The sequence below is a fragment of the Trabulsiella odontotermitis genome (assembly GCF_001297775.1).
Lineage (GTDB): Bacteria > Pseudomonadota > Gammaproteobacteria > Enterobacterales > Enterobacteriaceae > Trabulsiella > Trabulsiella odontotermitis.
On the sequence record NZ_LIFX01000003.1, the window covers coordinates 243,456 to 259,350 of the forward strand.

A 15,895-nucleotide genomic window follows, 5' to 3' on the forward strand; every position below is an offset into this window, starting at 1 on the left:
TGTCATCGTCACTAGTGTCGATGACAGCGATCCTGCCTCAGAATTTGTCAATAAATCAATGCGTTAAAAGATGGCGTGATTTATGCATTCTTCCGGTGTTAACTGTTAATGCTGGAGAACTGGATGAACCGTTTCATCATCGCTGATGCGAGCAGATGTATTGGCTGCCGCACCTGTGAAGTGGCCTGCGTGGTTTCCCATCAGGAAAATCAGGACTGCGCGGCGCTGACGCCACAAACCTTCCTGCCACGTATTCATGTGATTAAAGGCGTGAATATCTCCACGGCTACCGCCTGTCGCCAGTGCGAGGACGCGCCCTGCGCTAACGTCTGCCCGAACGGCGCCATCAGCCGCGAACAGGGATTTGTGCATGTGATGCAGGAACGCTGCATCGGGTGCAAAACCTGCGTGGTGGCCTGCCCGTATGGCGCGATGGAAGTGGTGGTGCGTCCGGTGATCCGCAGCAGCGGCGCGGGGCTGAAAGTGCGGGCAGAAAAAGCCGAAGCCAACAAGTGCGATCTCTGTTTTCACCGCGCCGATGGCCCGTCCTGCGTGGCGTCGTGCCCGACGCATGCGCTGGTGTGCGTTGACCGCGACAAACTTGAACAACTCAGCGCGGAAAAACGTCGCCGTGCGGTGCTCGACACCCGCGTGTCGCTCCCCTTTTAAATTCTCATCAACCGCGCTAATGTCGGCGTGAAAGGGCAGGTAGCGACGACATTAGTGAGGCACATGAACAGTAACGGCGTACAGCTGCGCATTCGCGGCAAAGTGCAGGGAGTCGGGTTTCGACCGTTTGTCTGGCAACTGGCCTGCCAGTCTCAGCGCGTGGGTGATGTCTGCAATGATGGCGCGGGCGTGCTGATCCGCCTGCTGGGCGAGGAAGGGGATTTCGTCACTCAGTTGCAGGCGCACTGCCCGCCACTGGCGAAAATCGACAGCGTGGAACGTTCACCGTTTGACTGGTCGCCGATCCCCACTGACTTTACGATCCGCGAAAGCGGCGCGGGTAGCATGGCGACGCAGATCGTCCCCGATGCGGCCACCTGTGCGGACTGCGTCGCCGAAATGAATGACCCGCGTGATCGTCGTTACCGTTACCCCTTTATCAACTGCACCCATTGTGGTCCGCGCTTTACCATCATCAACGCCATGCCCTATGACCGCCCCTTTACAGTGATGGCGGCGTTTCCGCTGTGCGCTGACTGCGCCGCCGAATACCGTAATCCGGCGGATCGCCGTTTCCACGCCCAGCCAGTGGCATGCCCCGTCTGTGGGCCGCAACTGCTGTGGCAACAGGGAACGCAAACGCAACATAAAGAAGCGGCATTGCAGGCGGCGATTGACCTGCTGCGCACGGGCGGCATTGTCGCCATCAAAGGTATCGGTGGTTTTCATCTTGCCTGTGATGCCCGCAACGACGCTGCGGTCGCACTGCTGCGCACCCGCAAACATCGTCCGGCCAAACCGCTGGCGGTGATGATCCCGGATGCCAGTGTTGTTCCATCAGAAGCGCGCCAGCTGTTGACGACGCCTGCTGCGCCCATTGTGCTGGTGGCGAAATCCTGTGTGCCCGATCTGAGCGACGCCATCGCCCCGGGGCTGGATGAAGTGGGCGTGATGCTGGCGGCAAACCCGTTGCAGCATCTGCTGATGCAGGCGCTTCAGTGCCCGCTGGTGATGACCTCCGGCAACCTGAGCGGCAAACCGCCCGCCATAACTAACGAACAGGCGCTGGCGGATTTGCAGGGGATCGCTGACGGATTTTTATTGCACAATCGCGATATCGTGCAGCGCATGGATGATTCGGTTGTCCGCGCCAGCGGTGAAATGCTGCGTCGTTCGCGGGGTTACGTGCCGGATGCGCTGCCGTTGCCGCCGGGATTCGCCGATGTCCCGCCGATGCTGTGTCTGGGCGCTGATCTGAAAAATACCTTCTGCCTGGTGCGCGGTGACCAGGCGGTGCTGAGCCAGCATCTGGGCGATTTGAGCGATGAGGGCGTTGAAAAGCAGTGGCGCGATGCGCTGACGCTGATGCAGGACATCTACGATTTCACGCCACAGCAGGTGGTGGCGGACGCACACCCTGGTTACTGCTCATCACAATGGGCAGCATCAATGGCGCTGCCGGTGCAGACCGTGTTGCATCATCACGCTCATGCTGCCGCCTGTCTCGCCGAACACGGCTGGCCGCTCGCGGGTGGTGATGTGATCGCCCTGACGCTCGATGGCACCGGGATGGGGGAACACGACACATTGTGGGGCGGAGAGTGTCTGCGCGTTAATTATCGTGAGTGCGAGCGTCTTGGCGGACTGCCTGCGGTGGCGCTGCCGGGGGGCGATCTGGCCGCGCGTCAGCCGTGGCGAAACCTGCTGGCGCAGAGTCTGGCGTTCATTCCTGACTGGCAGCAGGAACCCATGTTGCAGAAATTGCAGGCCTATAACTGGCCGGTGGTGGCACGGGCGATTGAAAAAGGGATTAACGCGCCGAAGGCGTCGTCCTGCGGGCGACTGTTTGATGCCGTGGCCTGTGCGCTGGATTGCGCCCCAGAAACCCTGAGCTATGAAGGCGAGGCCGCCTGTCTGCTGGAAGCGCTGGCGGCAACGTGTGAGGACCGCGAGCATCCGGTGACGCTGCCCTGCCGGGAAGGTTTGCTGGATCTCGCCACGTTCTGGCAGCAGTGGCTGCACTGGCAGGCGACGCCCGCGCAAAAAGCCTGGGCGTTTCATGATGCGCTGGCGCAAGGGTTCGCCGCGATGATGCGCCACCATGCGCAGTCCCGCGGCATTCAGACGCTGGTATTCAGCGGCGGCGTGATGCATAACCGCCTGCTGTGCGCGCAACTGTCGCTGTATCTGAACGATTTCACGCTGCTTTTCCCGTCGCGTTTACCGGCAGGCGATGGCGCAATTGCTTTCGGTCAGGCGGTGATTGCCGCCGCACGTCCCTGTGCGTGAGGGTAACAAGGGTTATAGCGATAATGCCTTCAGCAGCGCAAAACCCTCTTTCATGTGATCTTCACTGACCACGAAAGCGCACAGTTTTTCCCGGGCATCGACACCTTTCGCCACCATCCCCTGCGCGTTGCTGACGATATGCCAGGTCAGATCGGCGCGACGGGTATCTCCTGCCAGGTGCAGCGGCACGTCCGGCGTTTTAACCTTCACCAGCATCGGCGACAGTTTCAGTGTGCCCGGCTGGCCCAGCAGGTTGCGGGCGAGCGTCATGGCGCTCAGCAGAATGGGTTGCAGGAACGGCAGCACTTGGCCGTTGATCTCCGCGCAGTCACCCAGCGCATAGATATCCGGGTGGCTGGTCTGCAACATGTCGTTGACCTCGACGCCGTGACGAGTCTGTAAACCGGCGCGGCGGGCGAGGGCGGTTTCCGGGCGCAGACCCGCAGCGGCAACCACCGCATCGACTTCAATGATCCGCTGACGATCGAGCATCACGCGAATCCCGCTGGCTGACTTCTCCAGCGCCTGCAACTGGCTTTTCAGCAGCAGATGTACGCCCATGTCAGTCAGACGGTGCTGCAACCGGCTACTGGCTTCTGGCGGCATCAGCGAGGCGAGCAGGCTGGCGGCGTTGTCCACCACCGTGACCGCTTTCCCGGCGCGGCTGAAATCCATCGCCAGTTCAGTGCCAATCAGACCACCACCGACGATCAGCACGCGCTTCGCGTCATGCAGTTGCGTTTGCGAAGCCGCATACTCCTGCTGGCTGTTGAGCGTCAGCATCAGCTCACGGCCAGGAACGGGCGGAATAAACGGCGTGGCCCCCGTCGCCAGTACCAGTTTGTCAAAATGCCACTGCTTATCGCGGCATTTCACCACATGGGCGTCGGCGTCGATGTCGGTTATCCAGGTGTGCGGAAACAGACGCAAGTTATACTGTTCGGCGAAATCCCCGGCGGATTGCAGTGTGAGATCGGCGGCGTGCATGCCGCGGCTGATCACGTGGCTGATGTCCGGTTTGTTGTATTCGTCCATGCAGTCAGCCGCAATCAGGGTGAGTGGGATTGCAGCATCCTGTTTACGAATATTTTTTACCAGCTGGCGGGCGGCGAAGCCTGAACCAATTATCACGATACCGTGGCTCATTTTGCCTCCGTTGCCAGTACATCAAAGACCTCTTTGCCCAGCGAGCATTCCGGGCACAGGAAACTGTCCTGCACGTCATTCCACGGCGTGCCCGGCTGCACGTCCTGATTGGGCTCGCCTTTCGCAGGATCGTAAACCCACTGACACACGCTGCATTGCATGGATGGTCCCAGGTCTGCTGCGGTTGCAGCGGCACAGGCACAAACTTCTGCCGCTGCGGCTTTCTCATTAACGGGCAGCGGCGCGAGTGCCCACTGACGGGCGATGTCACGACCATGCTCGCGGCAGACTTCCAGCGCATCCTGATCCGGGCGCCATTTGGCTTTCAGACTCAGCGACATCTCAAAACCGGCATCCTGCAGGCGGGTCGACAGACGGTCAACCGCGCCGCCGCTCCAGCCGTGAGAACCAAACGCGCTGGCGTGTTTATTACGAAAACGCAGGCCGGTCATCTCTTCCACCAGACCGGCAATCTTCGGCATCATCACATTGTTCATGGTTGAGGTGCCGACCAGTACGCCTTTGGAGCGGAAAACGTTGGTCAGAATGTCGTTTTTATCGCTGCGGGAAACGTTAAAAATTTTCACTGCGACGCGTGGATCGACCTCGTTGATCCCCTGGGCGATGGCGTCGGCCATCATCCGGGTGTTGTTGGACATGGTGTCGTAGAAAATCGTGATCCTGTCTTCCTGGTAATCCGCCGCCCACTTCAGGTACTGCTCAACGATTTGTGTCGGGTTGTCGCGCCACACCACACCGTGCGAGGTGGCAATCATATCGACCGGCAGGTTGAAACCGAGGATTTCAGTAATTTTCGGCGTCACCAGGCGGCTGAACGGCGTCAGGATGTTGGCGTAATAGCGCAGGCACTGCTCATACAGTTCCGTTTGATCCACTTCATCATTAAACAGGCGTTCATCGCAGTAGTGCTGGCCGAAGGCGTCGTTGCTGAACAGCACCGCGTCACCGGTCAGGTAAGTCATCATGCTGTCCGGCCAGTGCAGCATCGGCGTTTCCACGAAGATCAACTGCTTGCCGTTGCCAATATCCAGGCTGTCACCCGTTTTAACGACGTTAAAGTGCCATTCCGGGTGGTGATGGTGACCGGTAATGGAGTCGATGGCGTTGGCGGTACAGTAAATCGGCGTATCAGGAATGCATGCCATCAGTTCGGTCAGCGCCCCGGCGTGGTCCTCTTCGGCATGGTTGATGATGATGTAGTCGATATCGGTGAGGTCGATTTCCGCGCGCAGGTTCTGGACAAATTCGCGACTGAATTTGTGATCGACAGTGTCAATCAGGACGTTTTTCTCTTCGCGAATCAAATAGCTGTTATAGCTGCTGCCTCTGAGCGTTTTGTATTCCGTCCCGTGGAAGTCGCGTACTTCCCAGTCACGTTGTCCAACCCAATGAATGTTATTTTTTACATGAATAGCCATGACAACCTCAGTGATCTCTGCATCGTTGAAAAAGATAAATGGCTATTATCAAATGTCGTGCCAATTTTTATTTTATTGATTTTAAACGGTTAATTAATTTCGTGAAGCATTGTGGTTGTCAAAATGACTATCATTAATTTCGTCAATATGACAACATGCATAGTCAAAATGACAACGAGGTGGCGATGAGTTTTTCCGTTGACGTGCTGGCGAAGATCGCCATCGATTTACAAAGTGATATCGGCCATCCGGATCGTTTCGCGCGGCTTATCACAACGCTGCGAGAAGTGCTGGGCTGCGATGCCTCGGCGCTGTTGCGTTACGAGGCGCACCAGTTTATTCCGCTGGCCATCGACGGGCTGGCGAAAGACGTGCTGGGGCGACGCTTTACCCTTGCGGGGCATCCGCGCCTTGAAGCCATTGCGCGGGCAGGGGATGTGGTGCGTTTTCCCGCTGACAGCACGCTGCCTGATCCCTACGACGGGATGATCCCCGGTCATGAAAGCCTGAAAGTGCATGCCTGTCTTGGGTTGCCGCTGTTTGCCGGGCAAAATCTGATTGGCGCGCTGACGCTGGACGGCATGTCGGCGGATCAGTTCGACAGTTTCAGCGACGAAGAACTGCGGTTGATTGCGGCGCTGGTGTCAGGTGCGCTGAATAATGCGCTGCTGATCGCCCGTCTCGAAAGCCAGAACGTGCTACCGGACGCCGCCATCAGTTACAGCGAGCCGGTGGTTCAGGAAATGATTGGCCTTTCCGATCGCATGATGCAGCTGAAAAAAGAGATAGAGATTGTGGCGGCATCCGATCTCAACGTGCTGATTGGCGGCGAAACCGGCACCGGAAAGGAGCTGGTGGCGAAAGCGATCCACGAAGGTTCGCCGCGGGCCGCGGATCCGCTGGTCTATCTCAACTGCGCCGCACTGCCGGAGAGCGTCGCCGAGAGCGAGCTGTTTGGTCATGTCAAAGGGGCGTTCACCGGCGCTATCAGCAATCGCAGCGGCAAGTTTGAGATGGCTGATAATGGTACGTTGTTTCTTGACGAAATTGGCGAGCTGTCGCTGGCGTTGCAGGCCAAGCTGCTGCGTGTTCTGCAGTATGGCGATATTCAGCGTGTCGGTGACGATCGCAGTCTGCGCGTGAACGTGCGTGTATTAGCCGCCACTAATCGCGATCTGCGTGAAGAGGTACTGGCAGGCCGTTTTCGTGCCGATCTGTTTCATCGTCTGAGCGTGTTCCCGCTGTCGGTGCCGCCGCTGCGCGAGCGCGGTGATGATGTGCTGCTGCTGGCGGGTTATTTTTGCGAGCAGTGTCGGTTACGGCTCGGCCTGTCGCAGGTGTTGCTCAGCGCCGGGGCGCGGGCGCGACTGCTGGAATATGGCTGGCCGGGCAACGTACGCGAGCTGGAACATGCGATTCATCGCGCGGTGGTACTGGCACGCGCCACGCGGGCCGGAGATGACGTGATGCTGGCGCCGCAACATTTCCAGTTGAGTGATGAGAACATCGTTACTGACATCAAACCGACTGTACTGCCGGAGCCGCAGAATCTGCGCGAAGCGACGGAGGCGTTTCAGCGTGAAGCGATTGCGCGGGCGCTGACGGCGAACCAACAGACGTGGTCGGCGGCCGCCCGCGCGCTGGAGATGGACGTCGCCAACCTGCACCGGCTGGCGAAACGTCTGGGAATGAAGCCTTAGAGAATACCGGCCTGATAGAAGTTTTGCAGGTTGATGGCGCCGCACAGCCGACCCTGTTCATCAACCACCGGCGCAGCGCTGATTTTGTGGCGCATCAGGATTTCTTTGGCGTCGATGGCGCGCTCCTGCGCCTGGAGCGTCACGCCGCCGCGGGTCATTGCCGTGTTCACCGCATCGTTGAGCGAGCCGCCTTTGACCAGCCAGCGACGCAGGTCGCCGTCGGTGAAGACACCTTCCACGCCGCCGTTTTCATTGCAGACCGCCACCAGACCCAGCCCGGTACGGCTCAGTTCCAGCATCGCGTCCATCACGCTGGCGCTGTTGCGGACCTGCGGCACCGCGTCATCCTTACGCATCAGATGATGTACATGGTTCAACAGACGTGCGCCCAGCGCCCCCGCCGGGTGCGAACGGGCGAAATCCTCTTCACTGAAACCACGCGCCTGCATGACCGCCATCGCCAGCGCATCGCCAAGCATCAGGGTATTGACCGTACTGGACGTCGGCGCGAGGTGCATCGGGCAGGCTTCCCGCTCGACGGAGATATCCAGCACCGCCGCGGCGGCCAGCGCCAGCGGCGACTGTGATTTGCCGGTCATCGCCAGCAGCGTCACGTTGCGCTCTTTGAGGCGGGGAATAATCAGCTCCAGCTCTTTTGCACTGCCGGAATAGGAGATAAACAGCATGACGTCGCGGCTGTCGATCATCCCCAGATCGCCGTGCAGCGCTTCCGCCGGGTGAACAAAAAACGCCGGTGTGCCGGTGCTGGCGAAGGTGGCGGCGAGTTTTTTCCCGATGTGCCCGGATTTACCAATGCCGGAGACGATCAGCTTGCCCTTGCAGTTGATGATGGTTTCCGCCGCGCGGACGAAGCTTTCGTCGAGGCGATCCGGGAGTCGGCTGGCTTCCTGCAGTTCCAGTAACAGCGTCTGACGCCCGGTGTTCAGCAGAACATTACTCATGAGATTCTCCGGTAATAATGACATCAATGCCCTTCGCTTCGAGGGCTTCGCGGAACGCCGGATCGATACCAGCGTCGGTGATAATTTTGTCGACGGTTTCCAGACCGCAGACGATGTTCGGGCTCTTGCGACCAAACTTCGAGGAGTCGGCCATCAGGATCACTTCACGGGCCGCGTTACACATCGCCTTGCTGACCGTATACACCTCATTGAACGTGGTGACGCCTGCGATCAAATCAAGGCCGTCGGTGCCCATAAACAGCTTGTCGAAGCTGAACTGCTCAAAGGCGTTTTCCGCCAGCTGGCCGTGGAATGAGGCCGATTTTTTGCGGAAAGTGCCGCCGGGCATCAGGATCGTCTGCTCGTTATCAAACTCCGCGAGCGCGTTGACAATATGCAGGCTGTTGGTCATCACGGTGATATTGCTGAAGCGGTTGAGGAGCGGGACCATTTGCAATACGGTGCTGCCCGCGTCGAGGATAATCGAATCGCCATCGTGAATGAAACGTACCGCCGCGTCGGCGATCAGCGCTTTTTTGTGGGTGTTGATCAGCGTCTTATGATCAATGGGAGGGTCCGCTTCATCTTTATTCAGTACGACGCCGCCGTAGGTGCGAATGACAGTCCCTGCATGTTCGAGAGCCACCAGATCCTTTCGAATGGTTGTGCCGGTTGTGTCAAAGTGCTGCGCCAGCTCTTCAACCGAACCTTTTCCCTGCGCCTGCAAATATTCGATAATCGCTGCCTGGCGCTGACGTGGTTTCATAGACGTTAGTATCCTGCGTTCAGATTTCACAATGATAATTTCGCAAGATATAAACGTTCGAAACGAAATTATCCATGTTTCAATTTAAGCGCTAATGATAGTGCATTCTGACAGAGCGGATCATGGGGAAAGATCACATCAGGCTGTAATTCCTTGAGGGGTTTTCCTTCCAGATCGGCTATTTTTTTCGGTCTGGCAAAAACGGTTATGCCTCTCAACATCAACGTATCGACGACGTTATCGTTATTATCCAGCGCGATCGCTACAATAACGCGAGGTTTGAAGCGCCCACTCGAACGACCCACGCCCACACGTCCTTGCTGGCAGAGCTTGTCGAATGCGCGATTAAACAGGTGGATCTGCCAGCCGCCCAACGCCATCTGCGAAAGCCAGGCGATAACAGCGACCGTGATTAATGCAGAAACCATGCTTCCCTCCTTGTAATATCGGCCCCAGAGCGGGGCCGATTTTATCAGAACATCACCTGTCCGCCGGTGATATTGATCGACTGTCCGGTGCAGTACGCGGCGCCCGGGCTTGCGTAGAACAGCAATACGTTCAGCACATCCTGATAGTCGCAGCCGCGTTTGAGCGGAACTTTGTCGATGTAATACTGCTCGACTTCATCCGCGGCAATGCCCAGTTTTTCCGCATACTGTGGCAGCAATGACTGGAACATCGGCGATTTCAGCAGGTTACCCAGCATCAGCGAATGCACGGTAATGCCGTATTCCGCTAAATCGAGTGCCAGCGACTGCGTCAGCCCGACGCCGCCAAATTTCGCGGCGCTGTACCCGGAGTTGTGTTTACTGCCCACTTTGCCGGATTTCGAGTTGATCTGAATGATCCTGCCAGCGATGCCGTCGCGGATCATCAGCCGTGAAAACTCGCGGGCGCACAGGAAGTAACCCACCAGATTGACCTGCAACGACCGATCAAAATCACCTAACGTAAAGTCGCTGATGAACGCGGCTTTCGCGATCCCTGCGCTATAGATAAGTAAATCAACGCGACCGAAAACATCATCTACTCCCCGTGAGAGCGCCTGAACGCTGGCTTCGCTGGTGGCATCCGAGCCAAAACCATACGCCATTCCCTCGCCATATTGAGCGTTAATTTCCTGTGCGACGTGGTTGGCTTTTTCACTCTGAATATCCACCACCGCCACACGATACCCTTCAGCAGCAAGCCCGTGGCACAAAAATGCGCCTAACGTTTGTCCTCCACCGATGACAACGGCAACCTGACTCATCTCTTTCTCCTTACAACTTAAGCTAAAAATTTCAGAACGCAGCCCGGTGCGATAGCGACCGGAACCGGACCGGCAACGTGGACGGTGCCCGGGAACTCCGCCGTGGTTTGCCCGTCAAAGCGCAGCGTGATGTGGCCCAGCTCGCGCAAGTTTTGTTCCGCGACGTCACCCACCGCGGTTACCGGATAGCGATGCTCACCCAGTTCCAGTGCCGCCCCGGCATGCAGCGAGCCGGACAGCTCGCCATGACAGTGGATAAAGCAGTACTCCTCGATATCGGCAGACGCTCCCTCGCGAAAGGTGATTAACATGCTGTCTTCCAGCGCCAGACAGGCACTGGCGCCAATTTGGGTAATCGTGGTCTGGTAAATGACCGTCATTTGCGGAACCTCTTATTGATAAATAAATCCGGAAACAAACCAGGCAATCAGGACGGTTGGCGCACCGGTCAGGAAGCGGCTGACCAGCACGGAGGGCACGCCCACACGCACTGTCTCCTGGCGCGCTTCCGCCAGCGACAGTCCAACCGGAATAAAATCACACGCCGCCTGAGCGTTAATGGCAAACAGGGCGGGCAGCGCCAGATGCGGCGGGATGTTGCCCTGACCAATCTGCACGCCAATCAGTACACCGATAACCTGCGCAATAACCGCGCCTGGCCCAAGGAAAGGCGACAGCAACGGGAAAGAACAGATGAGCGCCAGCGTCACCAGCCCCAGCGGATGGCTGGCAAGCGGTGCGAGTCCGTGCGCAATCCAGTCGCCAAGCCCTGACGCCATGATGATCCCGATCAGCGCCGACACGAAGGCCATAAAAGGAAGAATGGTTTTCAGCACCGTGTCGATGGTGTCGCGTCCGGCCTGGAACAGTACCGCCACGGCAGAACCCATCCCCATCCCGACTTTGGCCAGCAGACCGTCACTCTGTTCGGTGATTTTCTTGCTGGTGTCGTATTCGCGCGGCGCGGCTTTGGCTGCGGGCTGCGGAGCCTGCTGCGGCGCGTCACCGGTGAGGCGAATGTTTTCTTCTTTCACGCCGGAGACATAAATATCTTCGGTGATGTACTGCGCCAGTGGGCCAGATTTGCCCGTGGCGTGGATATTGATAGTCGGAATACGACGCTTCGGATAGAGCCCGCAGCGCAGTGTGCCGCCGCAGTCGATGATCGCCACACCGATTTCATTTTCCGGCGGCTCGCCTTCTTTAAAACCGTCAACCGCCTGCCAGCCGGTCAGATCAGCCAGTCGGTCAACAATGGCCGGACGCGTTCCTGCCGTGATGTAGACAATTTTTTTCCCGTCTGTCACGTCCAGTTCCAGCGGGCCGCCCCAGCCACTGGCGCCTTTCTCTATACGAATGCGCGTCATGATGTTGCCCCTGTTAAATGCACTTTCTGCTCAAGTTCAATGGCCATCTTTTTCTCAAAAATAGAGGTGGTCAGATCGGTGACCCAGCCGCGGAAGAAGTTCGTCACCAGACCGACCAGCAGATAGCTGACAGCCAGCGGGCCGAGCGGTAAGCCGAGCGTAGTCAGACCGCTGGCGATGCCGAGATAGACAAACAATTCACCGGGGTTGATGTGCGGGAATAAACCGTTCATGGAGTGGCAGCTGTAGGAGGCTGCGGCGTAGTAGCTGGGCTTGTATTTTTCCGGCATAAAGCGACCGAGGCTCAGCGTCATGGGGTTACAGAATACAAAGGTGCCGATGCACGGGAGCAGCAGATAGCGGCTGATTGGATTTCCCGCGCACTTTTGCGCCAGCTTTTCGATCCGGTGTTGACCGATAAAGTTGATCAATGCGTTCATGATCACCAGTAAACTGATCAGCAGCGGCAGGATCCCGGTCACCATCCCGGTGAAAACTTCCCCACCTTTCTGAAACAGCCCGATGAACCACTCGGCACCATGGGTAATGATTTCTATCATTATTGTCTCCTTTAGAGGTTTTATTTTTCAGGTCGTGAGCTATTTTAATCACTTTGAAAGATTTAAAAGTGTTAGTGTGATCTCAAAATGAAAGATAAATCTTTTAATTTGAAAGATTGGTGGGAAGAGAGAAAATTTGGCGCGCCGGGGAGAGTACTGCTTCCTTGTCGGCGGTGGGATGCTTTACCATACTCATTTCTTGCCGAAATTTGTTGAATGGATGTCCCATGTTGAAGCGTCGTTTCCTGGTTTTGCTCCCTCTTGCCGTTCTGATCGCTGCCTGCAGCAGCTCCCCGAAAACCGCTACCCCGCAAACGGTAACTGCTCCCGCGCCTTCTGGCGGTTTTTTGCTGGAGCCGCAGCATAATGTGATGGTGATGAGCGGTGACTTTGCCAACAACCCGGCGGCGGAGCAGTTCATTGATAAGATGGTGAGCAAGCACGGTTTCAACCGCGAACAACTGCACGACATTTTGTCGCAGGCCAAACGGCTGGATTATGTGTTGCGTCTGATGGACAGACAGGCGCCAACGGCACAGGTACCGACCGGGCCTAACGGGGCGTGGCTGCGCTACCGCAAGCAGTTCATCACACCGGATAACGTGCAAAACGGCGTGGCGTTCTGGAATCAGTATCAGGATGCGCTTAACCGCGCCTGGCAGGTCTACGGGGTGCCGCCGGAAATCATCGTCGGCATTATTGGCGTCGAAACCCGCTGGGGGCGCATCATGGGCAAAACCCGCATTCTCGACGCGCTGGCGACGCTCTCCTTTAACTACCCGCGCCGCGCGGAATACTTCTCCGGTGAGCTGGAAACGTTCCTGCTGATGGCGCGTGATGAACAGGACGATCCGCTCGACCTGACCGGGTCGTTTGCCGGGGCGATGGGTTACGGCCAGTTCATGCCATCTTCCTATAAACAGTACGCAGTGGATTTCAACGGCGATGGTCACATCAACCTGTGGGACCCGGAAGACGCCATCGGCAGCGTGGCAAACTATTTCAAACAGCACGGCTGGGTGGCGGGCGACACCGTGGCGGTACCAGCGATGGGGCAGGCGCCAGGGCTGGCGAACGGCTTTAAAACCAACTACAGTGTTTCGCAACTGACAGCAGTGGGTCTGTCGCCCACACAGTCGCTGGGAAACCATCAGCAGGCGAGCCTGCTGCGTCTGGATGTCGGTACCGGTTATGAGTACTGGTTCGGCTTGCCAAACTTCTACACCATCACCCGCTATAACCACAGCACCCACTATGCGATGGCCGTCTGGCAACTGGGGCAAGCCGTGGCGCTGGCGCGCGTACAGTGATCAACAATGCGCCCTTTCTGCCTGGCGGAAAGGGCGTTGCGGACGATTTTTCTGAAGCCTCCTCGTAAAATCTTCACGTCATCCCCATCTGTGTGTGGAAAGTGGTATCGTGAGGCTCGTTATTTTGGCTATTCGGGGTGATGCATGACCGATCAAGAATTGATGCAACTGAGCGAGCAGATTGGGCAGGCGCTGAAGGCGCAGGGCGCAACGGTCACCACGGCGGAATCCTGCACCGGCGGTTGGATTGCGAAAGTGATCACCGATATTGCGGGAAGCTCTGCCTGGTTTGAGCGCAGCTTTGTCACCTACAGTAATGAAGCCAAAGAGCAGATGATTGGCGTACGCGGCGTGACGCTGGAAGCGCATGGCGCGGTCAGCGAACCGGTGGTGGTTGAAATGGCCATCGGCGCACTGCGGGCGGCGAGAGCCACCTACGCGCTGTCGGTCAGCGGCATTGCCGGGCCGGACGGCGGCAGCGAAGCAAAACCGGTGGGCACCGTCTGGTTTGGTTTCGCCTGCGCCAACGGGCAGGGAATTACGCGCTGCGAACACTTTACGGGCGACCGCGATGCGGTGCGCCGTCAGGCGACGGCCTACGCGCTAAATACCCTCTGGCAACAATTTCTACAAAATACTTGATACTGTATGATTGTACAGTATAATTGCTTCAACAAAACAGAGTTTACCCGGTAACACCCGGCATGAAAGCATGACAGGAGTAATAATGGCTATCGACGAAAACAAACAGAAAGCGTTGGCGGCAGCACTGGGCCAGATCGAAAAACAATTCGGTAAAGGCTCCATCATGCGCCTGGGTGAAGACCGCTCTATGGATGTAGAAACCATCCCGACCGGCTCGCTTTCACTGGATATCGCACTGGGCGCAGGCGGTCTGCCGATGGGCCGTATCGTCGAAATCTACGGGCCGGAATCTTCCGGTAAAACAACGCTGACCCTGCAGGTGATTGCCGCTGCACAGCGTGAAGGCAAAACCTGTGCCTTTATCGATGCGGAACACGCGCTGGACCCAATCTACGCACGTAAGCTGGGTGTTGATATCGACAACCTGCTGTGCTCCCAGCCGGACACCGGCGAGCAGGCGCTGGAAATCTGTGACGCGCTGGCGCGTTCCGGCGCGGTCGACGTTATCGTTGTTGACTCCGTCGCAGCGCTGACGCCGAAAGCAGAAATTGAAGGTGAAATCGGTGACTCTCACATGGGCCTCGCGGCACGTATGATGAGCCAGGCGATGCGTAAGCTGGCCGGTAACCTGAAACAGTCCAACACGCTGCTGATCTTCATCAACCAGATCCGTATGAAAATTGGCGTGATGTTCGGTAACCCGGAAACCACCACCGGTGGTAACGCGCTGAAATTCTACGCCTCCGTGCGCCTGGATATCCGCCGCATCGGTGCGGTGAAAGAGGGCGACAACGTCATTGGTAGCGAAACCCGCGTGAAGGTAGTGAAAAACAAAATCGCCGCACCGTTCAAACAGGCTGAATTCCAGATCCTCTACGGCGAAGGCATTAACTTCTACGGCGAGCTGGTTGACCTGGGCGTGAAAGAGAAGCTCATCGAAAAAGCCGGTGCATGGTACAGCTATAACGGCGACAAAATCGGTCAGGGTAAAGCTAACGCAATTAGCTGGCTGAAAGAGAACCCGGCGGCGGCGAAAGAGATCGAGAAGAAAGTGCGTGAGTTGCTGCTCGGCAACCAGACTTCCACACCGGACTTCGCTGTTGATGACAGCGGTGAAGGCGTCGAAGAAACCAACGAAGATTTCTGATAACGTCATAAAAAGAAAAAGGGCTGCGGATGCGGCCCTTTTGTTTTTTCTCACTAATGGGTTTTATCATGTCTGAATCAACAGGGCGCCGTTCCGCGTATGCCCGTTTGCTGGACAGGGCCGTACGAATTCTGGCGATGCGCGACCACGGTGAACAGGAGCTTCGTCGCAAACTTGCTGCGCCGGTAATGACAAAAAATGGCCCTGAAGAGACGGACGCGACACCGGATGACATCGAAAACGTCATCAACTGGTGCAAAGAGAGCCATTATCTTGATGATGCGCGCTTTGCCCGCCAGTTCATCAACAGCCGCAGCCGTAAAGGTTATGGTCCGTCACGCATCCGTCAGGAGCTGAATCAAAAAGGAATTACGCGTGAAATCAGTGAATTAGCCCTGTATGAATGTGATGTGGACTGGGCAGAGAAGGCGCGCGAGCAGGCCGTGCGGAAATATGGCGAACCCCTGCCGACGGAATTTGCGCTAAAAGCAAAAGTGCAGCGATTTTTGCTTTATCGGGGGTATCTGATGGAAGATATCCAGGAAATATGGCGAAATTTTGCAGATTGACCCCATCGGGGATTTTACTTCCCTTTAAAGAAAACTTATCTTATTCCCACTTTTTTCCGTCAGGACGCTGACCC

At 57.1% G+C, this 15,895-nt stretch carries 16 protein-coding genes; 7 read left to right on the forward strand and 9 right to left on the reverse strand.

Annotation, left to right across the window (positions count from 1 at the left end):
• The first annotated feature begins 123 nt into the window (after positions 1–123).
• Positions 124–669 carry an electron transport protein HydN gene (gene hydN, locus AOY23_RS04655; protein ID WP_054177661.1) on the forward strand — a complete coding sequence of 182 codons (546 nt, stop codon included), beginning with the start codon at positions 124–126 and terminating at the stop codon, positions 667–669.
• Positions 670–732: 63 nt separating this feature from the next.
• Positions 733–2,958 (forward strand): carbamoyltransferase HypF, encoded by a 2,226-nt coding sequence (hypF, locus tag AOY23_RS04660; protein ID WP_054177662.1) that lies wholly within the window; start codon positions 733–735, stop codon positions 2,956–2,958.
• Between the two features lie 12 nt (positions 2,959–2,970).
• On the opposite strand, the gene norW is transcribed toward hypF, so the two are convergent.
• Together norW and norV are read right to left on the reverse strand one after the other, a co-directional pair.
• Complete coding sequence (norW, locus tag AOY23_RS04665; protein ID WP_054177663.1) at positions 2,971–4,104, reverse strand: NADH:flavorubredoxin reductase NorW; 1,134 nt, start codon at positions 4,102–4,104, stop codon at positions 2,971–2,973.
• Positions 4,101–5,543: an anaerobic nitric oxide reductase flavorubredoxin gene (gene norV / locus AOY23_RS04670; protein ID WP_054177664.1), complete on the reverse strand. Its 1,443-nt coding sequence runs from the start codon at positions 5,541–5,543 to the stop codon at positions 4,101–4,103. Before norV ends, norW begins: the two co-directional genes overlap by 4 nt.
• Before the next feature lie 185 nt (positions 5,544–5,728).
• On the opposite strand from norV, the gene norR reads away from it, so the two are divergent.
• Positions 5,729–7,243, forward strand: a complete 1,515-nt coding sequence (gene norR, locus AOY23_RS04675; RefSeq protein WP_054177665.1) for a nitric oxide reductase transcriptional regulator NorR — start codon at positions 5,729–5,731, stop codon at positions 7,241–7,243.
• Here the strand turns inward: norR and gutQ are convergent.
• The 7 genes from gutQ to srlA all read right to left on the reverse strand — a co-directional run bounded on the left by gutQ (position 7,240) and on the right by srlA (position 12,150).
• Positions 7,240–8,205, reverse strand: a complete 966-nt coding sequence (gene gutQ / locus AOY23_RS04680) for an arabinose-5-phosphate isomerase GutQ (protein ID WP_054177666.1) — start codon at positions 8,203–8,205, stop codon at positions 7,240–7,242. The two genes, norR and gutQ, sit on opposite strands and share 4 nt — an antisense overlap.
• Positions 8,198–8,971 carry a glucitol operon DNA-binding transcriptional repressor SrlR gene (gene srlR, locus AOY23_RS04685; protein ID WP_054177667.1) on the reverse strand — a complete coding sequence of 258 codons (774 nt, stop codon included), beginning with the start codon at positions 8,969–8,971 and terminating at the stop codon, positions 8,198–8,200. Before srlR ends, gutQ begins: the two co-directional genes overlap by 8 nt.
• Positions 8,972–9,039: 68 nt before the next feature.
• Positions 9,040–9,399, reverse strand: coding sequence for a transcriptional regulator GutM (gene gutM, locus AOY23_RS04690; RefSeq protein WP_054177668.1), 360 nt, complete (start codon positions 9,397–9,399; stop codon positions 9,040–9,042).
• A gap of 44 nt (positions 9,400–9,443) precedes the next feature.
• Positions 9,444–10,223: a sorbitol-6-phosphate dehydrogenase gene (gene srlD / locus AOY23_RS04695; protein WP_054177669.1), complete on the reverse strand. Its 780-nt coding sequence runs from the start codon at positions 10,221–10,223 to the stop codon at positions 9,444–9,446.
• 17 nt (positions 10,224–10,240) lie between these two features.
• A complete protein-coding gene (gene srlB, locus AOY23_RS04700) occupies positions 10,241–10,603 on the reverse strand; it encodes a PTS glucitol/sorbitol transporter subunit IIA (protein ID WP_054177670.1) in 363 nt (120 codons plus the stop codon).
• Between the two features lie 12 nt (positions 10,604–10,615).
• Positions 10,616–11,590, reverse strand: a complete 975-nt coding sequence (gene srlE, locus AOY23_RS04705; protein WP_054177671.1) for a PTS glucitol/sorbitol transporter subunit IIB — start codon at positions 11,588–11,590, stop codon at positions 10,616–10,618.
• Positions 11,587–12,150 (reverse strand): PTS glucitol/sorbitol transporter subunit IIC, encoded by a 564-nt coding sequence (srlA, locus tag AOY23_RS04710; RefSeq protein ID WP_054177672.1) that lies wholly within the window; start codon positions 12,148–12,150, stop codon positions 11,587–11,589. Before srlA ends, srlE begins: the two co-directional genes overlap by 4 nt.
• A gap of 227 nt (positions 12,151–12,377) precedes the next feature.
• On the opposite strand from srlA, the gene mltB reads away from it, so the two are divergent.
• The 4 genes from mltB to recX all read left to right on the forward strand — a co-directional run bounded on the left by mltB (position 12,378) and on the right by recX (position 15,821).
• Positions 12,378–13,460 carry a lytic murein transglycosylase B gene (gene mltB / locus AOY23_RS04715; RefSeq protein WP_054177673.1) on the forward strand — a complete coding sequence of 361 codons (1,083 nt, stop codon included), beginning with the start codon at positions 12,378–12,380 and terminating at the stop codon, positions 13,458–13,460.
• Between the two features lie 144 nt (positions 13,461–13,604).
• On the forward strand, positions 13,605–14,102 hold the full coding sequence (gene pncC / locus AOY23_RS04720) for a nicotinamide-nucleotide amidase (RefSeq protein ID WP_054177674.1): 498 nt from the start codon (positions 13,605–13,607) through the stop codon (positions 14,100–14,102).
• 85 nt (positions 14,103–14,187) lie between these two features.
• Positions 14,188–15,252 carry a recombinase RecA gene (gene recA / locus AOY23_RS04725; protein ID WP_054177675.1) on the forward strand — a complete coding sequence of 355 codons (1,065 nt, stop codon included), beginning with the start codon at positions 14,188–14,190 and terminating at the stop codon, positions 15,250–15,252.
• 68 nt (positions 15,253–15,320) lie between these two features.
• Positions 15,321–15,821 (forward strand): recombination regulator RecX, encoded by a 501-nt coding sequence (recX, locus tag AOY23_RS04730; protein ID WP_054177815.1) that lies wholly within the window; start codon positions 15,321–15,323, stop codon positions 15,819–15,821.
• Positions 15,822–15,895 lie beyond the last annotated feature (74 nt).

What these genes read in the sequence shown, in the direction of transcription:
- pncC (WP_054177674.1), top strand. Translation starts at nt 13,605, where the DNA reads ATGACCGATCAAGAATTGATGCAACTGAGCGAGCAGATTGGGCAGGCG.
- srlB (WP_054177670.1), bottom strand. Translation starts at nt 10,603, where the DNA reads ATGACGGTCATTTACCAGACCACGATTACCCAAATTGGCGCCAGTGCC.
- recA (WP_054177675.1), top strand. Translation starts at nt 14,188, where the DNA reads ATGGCTATCGACGAAAACAAACAGAAAGCGTTGGCGGCAGCACTGGGC.
- norW (WP_054177663.1), bottom strand. Translation starts at nt 4,104, where the DNA reads ATGAGCCACGGTATCGTGATAATTGGTTCAGGCTTCGCCGCCCGCCAG.
- srlR (WP_054177667.1), bottom strand. Translation starts at nt 8,971, where the DNA reads ATGAAACCACGTCAGCGCCAGGCAGCGATTATCGAATATTTGCAGGCG.
- srlA (WP_054177672.1), bottom strand. Translation starts at nt 12,150, where the DNA reads ATGATAGAAATCATTACCCATGGTGCCGAGTGGTTCATCGGGCTGTTT.
- mltB (WP_054177673.1), top strand. Translation starts at nt 12,378, where the DNA reads ATGTTGAAGCGTCGTTTCCTGGTTTTGCTCCCTCTTGCCGTTCTGATC.
- hydN (WP_054177661.1), top strand. Translation starts at nt 124, where the DNA reads ATGAACCGTTTCATCATCGCTGATGCGAGCAGATGTATTGGCTGCCGC.
- srlD (WP_054177669.1), bottom strand. Translation starts at nt 10,223, where the DNA reads ATGAGTCAGGTTGCCGTTGTCATCGGTGGAGGACAAACGTTAGGCGCA.
- srlE (WP_054177671.1), bottom strand. Translation starts at nt 11,590, where the DNA reads ATGACGCGCATTCGTATAGAGAAAGGCGCCAGTGGCTGGGGCGGCCCG.
- recX (WP_054177815.1), top strand. Translation starts at nt 15,321, where the DNA reads ATGTCTGAATCAACAGGGCGCCGTTCCGCGTATGCCCGTTTGCTGGAC.
- norV (WP_054177664.1), bottom strand. Translation starts at nt 5,543, where the DNA reads ATGGCTATTCATGTAAAAAATAACATTCATTGGGTTGGACAACGTGAC.
- gutM (WP_054177668.1), bottom strand. Translation starts at nt 9,399, where the DNA reads ATGGTTTCTGCATTAATCACGGTCGCTGTTATCGCCTGGCTTTCGCAG.
- norR (WP_054177665.1), top strand. Translation starts at nt 5,729, where the DNA reads ATGAGTTTTTCCGTTGACGTGCTGGCGAAGATCGCCATCGATTTACAA.
- hypF (WP_054177662.1), top strand. Translation starts at nt 733, where the DNA reads ATGAACAGTAACGGCGTACAGCTGCGCATTCGCGGCAAAGTGCAGGGA.
- gutQ (WP_054177666.1), bottom strand. Translation starts at nt 8,205, where the DNA reads ATGAGTAATGTTCTGCTGAACACCGGGCGTCAGACGCTGTTACTGGAA.